Origin of the sequence: Marichromatium bheemlicum (assembly GCF_012276755.1) — a bacterium.
GTDB classification, from domain to species: Bacteria; Pseudomonadota; Gammaproteobacteria; order Chromatiales; family Chromatiaceae; genus Marichromatium; species Marichromatium bheemlicum.
Genome location: NZ_JAAXKX010000003.1, coordinates 181,366 through 193,720, shown reverse-complemented (window position 1 = coordinate 193,720; position 12,355 = coordinate 181,366). Strand labels below are relative to the sequence as shown.

Sequence of the window (12,355 nt, the reverse complement as noted above, 5' to 3'; positions counted from 1 at the left end):
CGCCGCTCAGTCGGTCACCGGCAGGGCGACGAACAGCGCCGCGCCGTCGCGCTCGAGGCGCACCACCACCGAGTCACGCCCGGCCTCGAGCGCGGCCTCCAGGGCCGCGCGCAGCGCCGCCGGCGAGTCGACCGGTGCGTTGCCGAACATCGAGATCAAGGCCCCGGGTCGCACCCCGGCACGCGCCGCAGGTCCCCCCCGCACCACCTCGCTCACCACCACCCCGGCACGCTCGGGGCCAATGCCGAGTTCGGCGCGCAGCTCCGGGGTCAGCGCCCGGACCCGCAGCCCCAGATGTTCGAGCTCGAGCGGCGCGCCCGGCGTCGCCGTGACCGCCTGCGGGCTCGAGGCGGGCATCCGCCCGATCTCGACGCCGAGGGTCTGACTGCGCCCGTCGCGCCACACCTCGAGTTCGAGGGTAGTACCCGCGGGGGTTGCCGCCACCCGCTTGGGCAGGTCGCGATAATCCTCGATCGGCGCGCCACCGGCGCTGAGGATCAGGTCACCGGCGCGCAGCGCGCTCGCTGCCGCCGGCGTGCCCTCGAGCACCTCGGCGACTAGCACCCCATGGTCATCCTCACGCCCGAGCGCAGCGGCCAGCTCCGGGGTCACCGCCTGGATTCGCACCCCGAGCCAGCCGCGCTCGACATGGCCCTTGTCGCGCAGATCCTCGACCACCTGGCGCACCATCTCGGCAGGGATGGCAAAGCCGATACCGACGTTGCCCCCGGAGGGCGAGTAGATCGCGGTATTGACCCCGATCACCCGGCCACTGGCATCGAACAGCGGGCCACCGGAGTTGCCCCGGTTGATCGCCGCGTCGATCTGCAGGTAATCGTCATAGGGGCCGGAGTGGATATCGCGCCCCCGCGCCGAGATGATCCCGGCGTTGACCGAGCCGCCGAGCCCGAAGGGGTTACCCACCGCCAGCACCCAGTCGCCAACGCGCGCCTGCGCCGAATCGCCGAGCTCGACATGGGGCAGCGGCCCGTCGGCCTCGATCTTGAGCAGGGCCAGATCGGTCTTGTCGTCACGCCCCACCACCCGGGCCTCGTGGCTGCTGCCGTCGTTGAGTACCACGGTGACCTCGGTAGCACCGTCGACGACATGATTGTTGGTGACGATATGACCCTCGGGGTCGATCAGAAAACCCGAGCCCTGGCCGCGCACCCGGCGCGGTTGGGCGAGCCCGGGGGACTCGAAGAAGCGCCGGAAGAACTCCGGCACCGGCATCTGCTCGGGCCACTGCGGCAGCGCCTGTTGCAACCGCCGACCGGACTCGGCGACCACGGTGACGTTGACCACCGCCGGGACCACCCGCTCGGCGACATCGGCAAAGCTCGGTAGTCCCTGCACGGCGGCAGGGCCGGCCAGCGCCGGCGTCACGGCGAGCGTCATCGCACCACCACCGAGCAGTGCCGTACTCAGCGCCACGGCGAGCGCGGTACGTTTGACGGGGATCCGGGGATCAATGATTGCATGCATCTGGATCAACTCCTGGTCAGACCGTTCTCCACCCGTGCCGGCAGCAACGACCACGCCGGACGCAGGCAACACGAAGACTGTGGCCGGGGAGTATCGCCAAGGATGCCTTGCCAGCGCCTTGCGACAAGATTAACGATCGTTAAGGAATCAAGCGACGATCGCCCCAGCCCGAGGCGCCGCCCCGGGTTCGCGGTGACGGTACGGGGACCGACCCCTTGCGTCCGCCGCCATTCGCACCAATGCTTCAGGTGCAACCGGGACATGGGGACACAACATCGACACCCGGCACATGCGACCGCCACCACAGGAGATCACTTCATGATGAAGATCAGCCCCGCCAGCCTGACCCTCACCACGACCCTCGCGCTCGCGACCAGCGCCTTCGCGCCGACCGCACTGGGCGAGCTGCGCGACGTGCCGGTCACCGGCGCCGCAATCACCACCGAGCTGACCGGCACCGTCGAGGTGGTCAACCTCGACAAGCGCATGCTCACCATCCGCACCCCGGAGGGTGAGTTCGTGGTTCTGCACGTCCCCGAGGAGGTGACCCGGCTCGACGAGGTCAAGATCGGCAACACCCTCGATGTCAGCAAGACCGAGGCCGTGCTGGTCGATCTGCAAAAGGGCTCGGACGCCGGCACCGTGGGGATGACCGAGGAACGTGAGATAGCACGCGACCCGGGGGCCAAGCCCGCCGGCGCCATCATCGACACCCTCACCCTCTACGGCAAGATCGAGGCGGTCGACCGCGAGGCCTCGACCGTCACCGTACGCGGCCCCAACCGCACCCAGGTGTTCACCGTCGAGGATCAGGCGCTGCTCGACAGCGTCGCCCCGGGCGACGGGGTGATCGCCACCTATATCACCGCCATCGACGGTTTCATCACCTTCGAATAACCCCCTCTCAGGGCGTCGCTCGGGCGGGCCCTCAAGCACCACCGCCCTGCTGCATCCGCTCCAGGGCGGTGAGAATCGCCGCCGAGTCGAGTTCACCACCACCTGCGGCGAGCAGCGCGTCGAGATGGGCGGCGACCTGCGCGGCCAACGGCAGTTCGAGCCCCTGCTCGCGCGCGCGCTCCTCGACCAGACGCATGTCCTTGCGGTGCAGCCGCGCCTTGAAGCCGGGCCGGTAGTCGCCATCGAGCATGCGCTGGCCGTGCAGTTCGAGCACCCGGCTGGCGGCGAAGCCGCCGAGCAGCGCCTCGCGCACCTGCGCCGCATCCACCCCCGAGGCACGCGCCAGCAGCAGCGCCTCGGCCACCGCGGCGATGGTGGCGCCGACCACCACCTGATTGCACGCCTTGCACACCTGTCCGGCGCCATGCTCGCCGATATGGACGATGTTGGCGCCCAGCACCTCCAACAGCGGGCGCACCCGCGCGAACACCTCGGGGTCGCCGCCGACCATGATCGACAGCCGTCCCTCGCGTGCGCCGACGTCGCCCCCCGAGACCGGGGCGTCGAGCATCGCCACCCCGTGCTCGGCCAGCCGCGCGGCGATGGCGCGGGTGGCCGAGGCCGAGATGGTGCTCATGTCGATGACCACGGCGCCCGGTCGCGCGCCCTCGATCACCCCATCGGGCCCGAGCAGCACCTGCTCGACATCCTCGGTGTCGGAGACGATGGTGAACACCACGTCGACCGCGCCCGCCAGCGCCGCCGGGCTCGCACAGACCTCGGCGCCGGCCTCGCGCAACGGTGCCAGCGCCGTCTCGCGCCGCGCATACACCGCCAGCCGGTGACCGGCACGCAGCAGGTTCAGCGCCATCGGCGCGCCCATCAGGCCGAGGCCGATGAATCCAATCCGCTCTGTCATCTCTCAGGGGCCTCCTCGGGGGGCGCCGGGTCGAGCAGCTCCAGCCAGTGCACCACAGCCACCGAGGCGCCGGCGGCGAGCTGGAGCTGGCAGCCGACGTTGGCGGTGGCGATGAGTGCGGGCCGGCCGCTCTCCAGGGCGCCGAGCTTGTTCTCCAGCAGACGGCGCGAGAGCGCCGGCTGGGTGATCGAATAGGTCCCGGCCGAGCCGCAGCACAGGTGCGCATCGGGCACCGGGACGAGGGTGAAGCCGAGACGCTCGAGCACCCCCTCGACCACGCCGTCGAGCCGCAGCACGTGCTGCTGGCTGCAGGGCGCGTGATAGGCCAGCCGCCGCCCGGCGCCGGGTCGGCCCAACGGGGTCAGATCGGCGACGGCGAGCACCTCGGCCGGGTCACGGGCGAGCGCGGCGACCCGCGCCGCCCGCTCGGCGTAGTCCGGGTCGTCGGCCAACACCTCACCGTACTCGCGCACCATGCTCGCACAACCGCTGGCGGTCACCAGGATCGCCTCGCAGCCGGACTCGATCTCCGGCCACCAGGCATCGATCGCCTGGCGCATCCGCGCCCGCCCGCCGGCCTGATCGTCGAGATGATACGCCAGCGCACCGCAACAGCCCGCCGCGGGCGCGCCCACCAGCTCGATGCCGAGACGCGCGAACACCCGCGCCGCGGCGGCGTTGGTGCGCGGGGTCGCGCCCCCCTGCACGCAGCCTTCGAGCACCAGCATCCGCCGCTCCAGCCCGCGCGCGGTCGGCGCCGCCCCGGGCGCGACCCGCGACGGAATCCGCGCGGCCAGTCGCGCCGGCAACAACGGGCGCGCCAGCCGCCCGAGGGCGAGCAGCGCGCGCACCCGCCCCGCCCCCGAGAGACCGAGCACCAACGCCCGCCGCAGCAGACGCTGGTGCCAGGGACGGCGCACCTGGGCGGCGACCAGTCCCCGCCCGATCTCGGCCAGCCGCGCATAGCGCACCCCCGAGGGACAGGTGCGCTCGCAGGCGCGACAGCCGAGACAGCGATCGAGATGGCGCTGCACCACGGCGGTGGCCGGCGCACCCTCCATCACCCGCTTGATCTGATAGATACGCCCGCGCGGCCCGTCGAGCTCGTCGCCGAGCAGCTGATAGGTCGGACAGGTGGCGGTACAGAAGCCGCAGTGGACGCAGGCGCGGAGGATGGCGTCGGCCTCGCGGCCGGCGGCGGTGTCGAGCAGCTCGGGGAGCAGATCGGTACGCATGCGGACTCCGGGTCAAGGCGGCGACGCCCCGCTAGAACTCGGCATGGAAGCGCCCCGGATTGAGGATGCCGTGGGGATCGAAGGCCTGCTTGAGGTTGCGGTGCAGCGCGAGCAGCGGCGGCGACAACGGGGTGAAGGGGGAGTGCATCGCCTCGCCGCCGCGAAAACAGGTCGCGTGCCCGCCGAGCCGTGCGGCCTCGGCGCGCACCACCTCCGCGGGGTGGACCGTGCGCAGCCAGCGCTGCGCCCCACCCCACTCGATCAGCTGAGGGGCGTCGAGCGCCAGCGCCGGCGCATGCGGCGGCAGCGAGAGCCGCCACAGCGGCGCGCCCGGCGCGGTGAAGAAGGGATGGCGCTGCTCGCGGACCAGCGCGTCCCAGAAGTCCTCGGCCCGCCCCGGCTCGACGCGCTCGCCACCGATCTCGGCGGCGGCGGGGCCGAGCGCGCGCTCGGCCCCGGAGAGTCGCAGCCACAGCCGCTCGCCGTCGTGACAGCTCGCGCTCAGCGGCAGCGCTCGGCGCGCCAGCGCGCGCAGCCGGGCGAGCGCCTCGTCACCGGCGCAGTCGAGCACCAGGGTGCGCACCGCCTCGGGGCGCGGCAGCACCTTGAGGCTGATGTCGAGGAGGATGCCGAGGGTGCCGAAGGCGCCGGTCATCAGCCGGGCGATGTCGTAACCGGCGACGTTCTTCATCACCGCGCCGCCGAAGCGCAGCACCTCGCCGCGCCCGGTGAGCACCCGCGCGCCGAGCACCAAGTCGCGCGCCGCCCCGGCATGAGGGCGCGCCGGGCCCGAGAGGCCACAGGCGATGGTGCCGCCGAGGGTGGCGCCGGGGCCGAAGTGCGGCGGTTCGAAGGGGAGACACTGCCCGGCCTCGGCGAGCGCCGTCTCGATCTCACACAGCGGGGTACCGGCGCGGGCAGTGAGGGTGAGTTCGCGCGGCTGGTGATCGAGGATGCCGCGATGCCCGGCGAGCGCGAGCGGACGGCCCGCGCAGTGGCGACCGAGGAAGTCCTTGGTGCCGCCGCCACGCAGACACAACGGCGTGGCGGCGGCGATCGCCGCGGCCACGCTGGCGCACAACTCGGCGGTCAGGTCCTGGCTCATCCGGGGGCCTCGCGCATCCCTGGTCGTCGTCGCCACGAGCGACGATGGGGCCGGGCGCTGGCCGCACCCGGTCGACGATGCCCCCTTAGGTCAGGCCGGATTCACCGATCGCAATGCCACGCGGATGATCTCCTCGGAGGTCTTGGCGCCGTCGTCGGCGGCGCGTGCCATGCGCGTCGCATCGGCCGGACGGAAACCGAGCGCGACCAGGGCGCTGACTGCATCGGCGAGCGCCTGATCCGCACCGGGCGTATTCTCGTCGGCGGCCCCAACGCAGGGCGGGGTGGCGAGCATCTCGAGTCGGTCGCGCATCTCCACCACCAGGCGCTGAGCGGTCTTCTTGCCGATGCCGGGGAGCTTGGTGAGGGCGGTGACGTCCTCGTACTCGACACACTGGGCGAAGCGCGCCGCATCCATCCCCGAGAGGATTGCCAGCGCCATCCGCGCCCCCACCCCGGTGACCTTGAGCAGGTTGCGAAACAGCGCCCGATCCGACTCGCGGATGAAGCCGTAGAGCACCTGGGCGTCCTCACGCACCGCCAGATGGGTGATCAGGGTGACCGTCTCGCCCACCGCCGGCAGCTCGTAGAAGGTCGACATCGGCGCCTCGAGTTCATAGCCGACGCCACCGACGTCGAGCATCAGCCGGGGCGGCTGTTTGTGGACCAGCTGTCCACGCAAACGTCCGATCATGGGTTCAGGGTCTCCAATCGCGCCACGAGGCGGCCATGCGCTTGCGCCCGGGGATGCCCATCGAGTGGGCGTGACAGAGCGCGATGGCGAGCGCATCGGCCTCGTCCTCGCCGGGCGATGTCTCCATCGTCAGCAGCACCTGCACCATGTGCTGGACCTGCGACTTCTGCGCCCCACCGGTGCCGACCACCGCCAGCTTGACCGACTTGGGGCTGTACTCGTGCACCGTCAATTCACCGCGTAGCGCCGCACACAGCGCCGCGCCACGCGCCTGCCCGAGCTTGAGCGCGGCGCTGGGGTCGCGGGCGAAGATCAACTGCTCGACGGCCAGCTCGTGTGGACGGTGGGTGAGCACCAACTGCTCGACCTCGTCGAAGATCAACCGCAGCCGGTCCGGCCAGGGGGCCTTGTCGACACGGATGCAGCCACTGGCCACGCGGCGGCTGTGACGGCCGTCGGTATCGATGACCCCATAGCCGGTGAAGCGCGACCCCGGGTCGATACCGAGGATGCGGTGCGCCAGACGAGGCGGCGCCGTGCGGGGGGAGCGCGTCATCGCCTCAACGCCCGCACGCAAGGACCACGTCAGGCATCGAGCGCCGCCATGATCTCGTCGGAGATATCGGCGTTGTGATAGACCTCCTGGACGTCATCGAGGTCCTCGAGCGCGTCGATCAGCTTCAACAGCTTCTCGGCGGTGTCGCGATCGAGTTCGGCGGAGGTCGAGGCGTTGAAGGTGACCTCGGCGGCCTCGGTATCGAAACCGGCGGCGACCAGCCCGTCCTTGACCTCGGAGAAGGCCTCGGGGGTGGTGATCACGTCGAGCGAACCGTCATCGTTGGTGACCACGTCATCGGCGCCGGCCTCGATCGCCGCCTCCATCACCGCGTCCTCGTCGGTCCCGGGCTGGAAGCTGATGATCCCCTGCTTGGTGAACAGATAGGCCACCGAGCCGTCGGTGCCGAGGTTGCCGCCGTGCTTGGTGAAGGCGTGACGGACCTCGGAGGCGGTGCGGTTGCGGTTGTCGGACATGCAGTCGACCATCACCGCCACGCCGCCCGGGCCATAGCCCTCGTACCGGATCTCCTCGTAGTTGTCGCCATCGGTGCCACCGGCGCCGCGCTTGATCGCGCGCTCGACGGTGTCGCGCGGCATGTTGGCGCCGAAGGCCTTGTCCATCGCCAGGCGCAGGCGCGGATTGGCCGCCGGGTCGCCCCCCCCTGCACGCGCCGCAACCGTGACCTCGCGGATCAGCTTGGTCCAGATCTTACCGCGACGCTTGTCCTGCGCGGCCTTGCGGTGCTTGATATTGGCCCACTTACTATGACCTGCCATCGATTGGGTTGCTCCTGAGCTGAATACTGGGCCGATATTCTAGCATTCAGCCTCGATCCGTCGTTAAGCACCCCCCCAAGGACCGCCTCCAGACAGCCTCGCCAGGTCGACGAGACCGGGCCCACAAAAACACAAATCGTGCCCTAATGATCGATCTCAGGTTGGATATACTCTGCCCATAAACAAAATGTTCACGCCGCTAAAAACAGATCCTCGCAGAAGGAAGTGGCAGACAACCGATCGTAAAGAATCGGATTGATCGAAGCACACAGGCAAGGAGCAACCTTGCCATAGGATCAAAAAAGAAGTGACGCACACGCGCAGGTATCAGCCAAGCGACTCGCCGCCGTTCGCCGCAGTCGGCCTCGATATCGCTCCCCCCTCTGCCCGTTACCACATCACCTGGCTATCGATGCCGGGCTTGCGCCACTTCCCCCACCAGCAACCACATAGCGTCCGTGCTGGACGCTCGATATGCCGGACCGGCCCTACCCCGGTCCCTTCCACGACAAGTCAAAGAGCGAGAACAACCATGTCGGGATCCAACTCCTCGATGCGCGGCTTCACCCTGGTGGAGATGTCACTGGTGCTGGTGGTGATCGGGCTGATCCTCGGCGCCGTGTCCATCGGGCGCGACATGCAGCGCAGCGCCGAGTACGTGAAGATCAAGCAGAAGTTCGTCGATCAGTGGGTCTCGGCCTACAACAACCACTACTCGCGCACCGGCGTGGTCCTCGGCGACGACCAGACCGCGCCGCGCTATATGGTCAACGGCGCCGAGTACCAAAAGGATGCTGAATCGGGCGACATCATCTCCGGCGAGGACATGTCCGGTGAAGACGGCCCCGGACCGATCTGCAACGGGGACGCTCAAATCAGCGACATCAACTCGGCCCCCGTCACCGATACCCTGTTCCAGGAGATGCTGCGCCACGGCATCCAACTCCCACCCGGTCGTGCCGAGGGCTTCGAGGATCGCTACGTCTATCTCGACACCAACGGCAACCCGCAGGAGCTACGGGTGTGCTTCCAATGGAATGCGCCGGGCCAGGACGTCCCCTCCGGCAACGTCATGGTGATCTCCGGGCTGACCCCGGACCTGGCGCGCACACTCGATCAGATGATCGACGGCCAGGCCGATGCCTGTGAAGGCGTCTTTCGTCAAGAAGGGCTTACTGGCTGCGCCACGGATCGTACTCCGAGCAAGGAATGGCAGGGCGCCAACACCTTCGCCTATGGCGAGGCGCCCACTAATGACGACGACCTCGGGGCACGCCAGGACGAAGACCAGATCATGACCGTGGTCGCACACTACAAGATGAACCAATGAGCAGCCCCCGCCGGAGTCAGTCAATGCAACAGCACGCCCCTGTCGCCCGTCACCCCCAGGGCGGCTTCACCCTGGTCGAGTTGACCGTGGTGCTGGTGGTCATCGGCATGATCCTCGGTGGCATCGCCATCTCCAAGGACATCGTCCGTGAGGCCCAGTCGAAGCAGATCTTCCAGTTCGTCACCGGTTGGAAGCGCGCCTACGACATCCACTTCCAGCGCACCGGGGTGGTGGTCGGCGACAGTCAGATCGCGCCGACCTACATGGTCAGCGGCGCCGACGCCCGGCTCAACAACCGTCACGGCCAGGTCGCCGGCATCCCCGCCAACTACACCCGCACCGGGCAACGACTCTGTCATGGCCAGGGCTATCCGGCCAATTCGGTCGGGCTCGGCGACCCCGCCGCGCTCTCCGAGCAGAATCTCCATCACCTGATGGAGCGCGCCGGTATCGCCATGCCCGCCGGACGCGCCGAGGGTCAAGAGGATCGTTATCTCTACAACGACAGCAACGGCAATCCGGTAGAGCTGCAGATCTGCTTCCAGTGGAACCCGGACGGCACCGCCAGCGGCTCGGGCAACGTGATGGTGCTGCGCGGGCTGACCCCGGACCTGGCACGTAGCCTCGATCAGATGATCGACGGCGCGCCGGATGCGCGCGAGGGCCGCTTCCGCGAGCAGACCACGCTGAGCAATCGCGCCCAGACCAATGTTCGCGAACCCGGCTACGAGTGGGGCGGCAACAACACCTTCCAGCGCGACACCGGCCTCGAGGCGACCGCCGATGACATCGGCGAGAACCGCGACGAGGACGCGGTGATGTTGCTGACCGCGCACTGGCGGATGGACCAATGACCCGGCTCCCCATCAGCGGCACCGCCCAGGCCGTCGCGACCCTGGCCGCGGCCCTGCTGTTGGCGGCCAGCTCCTGGTATGCGAGCAGTGCCCAGCAACGGCTCGCGCAAGGACAACGCGACGCCCAGACCGCCCGCCAGGTACTCGCGAGCGCCGCCGGCGGGGTGGCCACGCTCGAGCGTTGGGAGCAGGCCGCCGGCGCCTTTGCGCAATGGCAACCGCTGATCGAGCAGCAGGCACTGCAGCGCTCGGCCTGGAGCGAACGCCAGCTACGGGTCGAGAACCGGATGCTCTCGCGCCAGCAGGTCGACGCCTACCTGTTGAGCACCGCCCCCAGCGCCGAGGGCTTCTTCATCACCGAGGCGCTGAGCATCCGCGCCAGCGGCGGCGAACCCGGACTGTTCACCCGTTATCAGGACGACGACGCCCCCCAGGCGCTGCGGTTCACCCTGCTCGGTACCTACTACTCACGCTAACCCCGACCAGGAGTCCGCCGTCATCAATTGGATCAAGGTCATCGATCTCGGTGGGCGCGCCCTGCGCATCGCCAACGACCGGGCCCAGCCGCTCGACCTCGACGCCCCGCCGACCGGCCCGTTATGGCTGCTCACCGACTACCAGCGCGCCACCTTCGGGGTGATGCTGGTCAACAGCCGGGTCGCCGACATCGCCCCGATCATCGAGAAGCGCCTACGCGATCACGGTGAGATCGACAGTTATTCACGGGTGATCGTCCACCAGCGCACCCGGCTGCGTGACGCCTACCGGGTGTTCTACACCGTGGTGCCGCTCGATGTCTGGACCCGTTACCAGAAGCGCGCCAAGGCCAGCGACCACTACCAGGTGCTGGTCCCGCTGGGCGCGGCAATGCTCGCCTGGACCCTGAAACGCGGGCGTGCGAGTCATCTGCTGGTGCTGCTCCAGCCCGACGACATCAGCTTCATGGTGGTGATCGACAAGCAGGTGATGCTCGCCGAGCGCATGCCGGTACTAGCCGGTTCCGACCCGGGCATGGTCGCCGAACGACTCTTCCGCCAGCTCAACGAGCAAGGCTTCGGGCGTACCTACCCGCTGCCACCACACGCGACCCTGATCGGCCACGGCGAATTCACCGAGGACACCGGCGCCCAGCTCGTCGAGGCCTTGAGGCGACGCTTCCCCGGGATCGACTGGACCCAGCTACCGGCAAGCTGCACGCTCGATCACGACCCCGACCTGCAGAGCGCCCTGCCGACCCTGCTCGAGACCAGCAGCGAGGCGATCGCCGACACCACCCCGGGGCAACGCGCCCAATTGTTGCTGCTGTCGATGCTGCCGTGGCTGGGTCTGAGCCTGCTGGTACTGACCCTGGCCCTCGTCTGGCAGGGAACGCGCTGGAACGGACAGGCGCTGGCGCTCGAACAGCGGCTCGCCGAGCAGCGCGTCGCGATCGCCGATCTCGACGAGATCGAGACACGCCTGCGGCGCAACCACCAGCAGTCGATCGTCACCGCCGAGCAGGCCAGCGACGTCCTCGCATTGCTCGACCTCCAGGCACGACGCGACCGCGTCCCACCGCTGCCACGGCTGGTACGCGACGTACAGCGCAGCCTCCCGGAGGGGCTCGAGTTGCGAGAACTCTCGGTGGTGGTCGAGGACGGGGTGGCGATGGTGGTCCTCACCGGCCGCAGTGAGGCCTTCTACCCCTCGATGGAGAAGGAGCGCCACCTCGTCGATGCGCTCACCCAGCACGGCTACCGGGTCATCGATCAGACCATCCAGGCCGGCAACAGCGGCGAGAACACCTTCAGCCTCGCCGCCCTCTGGGGTAACGCCCCCGGCGTCAGCGCCGGGGCGCGACAGGAGCCGCGGCCATGAACAAGCGCACCACCCTCATCTTCACCGCACTGATCGGCGCGACCCTGGTGGTCGCGGCCCTACCGCACCTCGACCGTTCACGCCAGGCGCTCACCCAACACCCCTCCGGGCAACAGCTGCAGCGGCTCGAGCGCGAACTCGCTGGGCGCCTGCGCCTGCTCGAACAGCTCGAGGACCGGCTCACCGCCACCGGGCTAACAGCGCCGCAGCCAACCACCGTGCAGACCCTGCTCGCAGGTGACGCACAACGACCGCGGTCGCCGCGCCAGGACAACCCCCGGCTCACCACCACGGCGACACCGCGCGCCGACGCCACCACGGCGACACCAAGACCGGGCGAGGCGACCTCACCGAGCGGCGGCAAGCCCACCCCCCCAGCAGAGATCGAACCCTGGTGGCTCGACTACGAGGTCGGGCTGATCTATGCCGGCCCGCGCAACAGCCATGCCTTGATCAATGGTCGACTCTACGCGCCCGGGGACATGGTCGATGCCCAGGTGCGGGTCGCGGCCATCGCCGCCGATGCCCTCTGGCTGAGCCGTGATGGGCAGCGTCAGCGCATCCCCTTCCGACTCGAGCCCACCGTGCTGACCCGCCCCGTCGCGGCCGGGAACGCCCGTCTCGAACCTTGAGCACCGCCACGCC

13 protein-coding genes are annotated in these 12,355 nt (G+C 69.3%); 6 read left to right on the top strand and 7 right to left on the bottom strand.

All coding sequences use genetic code 11. The features are described 5' to 3' along the window. Positions 1-6: 6 nt before the first annotated feature. The gene (locus tag HF203_RS04095) at positions 7-1,485 is read right to left on the bottom strand and encodes a Do family serine endopeptidase (RefSeq protein ID WP_168666832.1); all 1,479 of its coding nucleotides are present in this window, start codon (positions 1,483-1,485) and stop codon (positions 7-9) included. Between the two features lie 318 nt (positions 1,486-1,803). Here HF203_RS04095 and HF203_RS04090 point away from each other — a divergent pair, with 318 nt between their 5' ends. Then, complete coding sequence (locus HF203_RS04090; protein WP_246221636.1) at positions 1,804-2,382, top strand: copper-binding protein; 579 nt, start codon at positions 1,804-1,806, stop codon at positions 2,380-2,382. A gap of 31 nt (positions 2,383-2,413) precedes the next feature. Here the strand turns inward: HF203_RS04090 and HF203_RS04085 are convergent, their stop codons facing one another. From HF203_RS04085 to HF203_RS04060, 6 genes are all read right to left on the bottom strand, one after another. Continuing rightward, entirely contained in the window at positions 2,414-3,301 is an 888-nt protein-coding gene (locus HF203_RS04085) for an NAD(P)-dependent oxidoreductase (RefSeq protein WP_168666830.1), read from the bottom strand. Then, positions 3,298-4,536 carry a glycolate oxidase subunit GlcF gene (gene glcF, locus HF203_RS04080; RefSeq protein ID WP_168666828.1) on the bottom strand — a complete coding sequence of 413 codons (1,239 nt, stop codon included), beginning with the start codon at positions 4,534-4,536 and terminating at the stop codon, positions 3,298-3,300. Before glcF ends, HF203_RS04085 begins: the two co-directional genes overlap by 4 nt. A gap of 31 nt (positions 4,537-4,567) precedes the next feature. Beyond that, positions 4,568-5,641, bottom strand: coding sequence for a glycolate oxidase subunit GlcE (glcE, locus tag HF203_RS04075; protein ID WP_168666826.1), 1,074 nt, complete (start codon positions 5,639-5,641; stop codon positions 4,568-4,570). A gap of 90 nt (positions 5,642-5,731) precedes the next feature. Next, positions 5,732-6,334 carry a Holliday junction branch migration protein RuvA gene (ruvA, locus tag HF203_RS04070; protein WP_168666824.1) on the bottom strand — a complete coding sequence of 201 codons (603 nt, stop codon included), beginning with the start codon at positions 6,332-6,334 and terminating at the stop codon, positions 5,732-5,734. A 4-nt stretch (positions 6,335-6,338) separates the two neighbouring features. Then, on the bottom strand, positions 6,339-6,890 hold the full coding sequence (gene ruvC / locus HF203_RS04065) for a crossover junction endodeoxyribonuclease RuvC (protein WP_168666822.1): 552 nt from the start codon (positions 6,888-6,890) through the stop codon (positions 6,339-6,341). A 29-nt stretch (positions 6,891-6,919) separates the two neighbouring features. Further along, complete coding sequence (locus HF203_RS04060) at positions 6,920-7,669, bottom strand: YebC/PmpR family DNA-binding transcriptional regulator (RefSeq protein WP_168666820.1); 750 nt, start codon at positions 7,667-7,669, stop codon at positions 6,920-6,922. A 532-nt stretch (positions 7,670-8,201) separates the two neighbouring features. Between HF203_RS04060 and HF203_RS04055 the strand changes: the two genes are divergently transcribed. The 5 genes from HF203_RS04055 to HF203_RS04035 all read left to right on the top strand — a co-directional run bounded on the left by HF203_RS04055 (position 8,202) and on the right by HF203_RS04035 (position 12,342). Then, positions 8,202-8,999, top strand: coding sequence for a type II secretion system protein (locus tag HF203_RS04055; RefSeq protein ID WP_168666818.1), 798 nt, complete (start codon positions 8,202-8,204; stop codon positions 8,997-8,999). 23 nt (positions 9,000-9,022) lie between these two features. Beyond that, positions 9,023-9,853, top strand: coding sequence for a prepilin-type N-terminal cleavage/methylation domain-containing protein (locus HF203_RS04050; protein WP_168666816.1), 831 nt, complete (start codon positions 9,023-9,025; stop codon positions 9,851-9,853). After that, positions 9,850-10,329 (top strand): hypothetical protein, encoded by a 480-nt coding sequence (locus tag HF203_RS04045; RefSeq protein ID WP_168666814.1) that lies wholly within the window; start codon positions 9,850-9,852, stop codon positions 10,327-10,329. The genes HF203_RS04050 and HF203_RS04045 overlap by 4 nt, the downstream gene beginning before the upstream one ends. 163 nt (positions 10,330-10,492) lie before the next feature. Further along, positions 10,493-11,710 (top strand): hypothetical protein, encoded by a 1,218-nt coding sequence (locus tag HF203_RS04040; protein WP_168666812.1) that lies wholly within the window; start codon positions 10,493-10,495, stop codon positions 11,708-11,710. Further along, positions 11,707-12,342, top strand: coding sequence for a general secretion pathway protein GspB (locus tag HF203_RS04035; RefSeq protein ID WP_168666809.1), 636 nt, complete (start codon positions 11,707-11,709; stop codon positions 12,340-12,342). The genes HF203_RS04040 and HF203_RS04035 overlap by 4 nt, the downstream gene beginning before the upstream one ends. Positions 12,343-12,355: the final 13 nt, after the last annotated feature.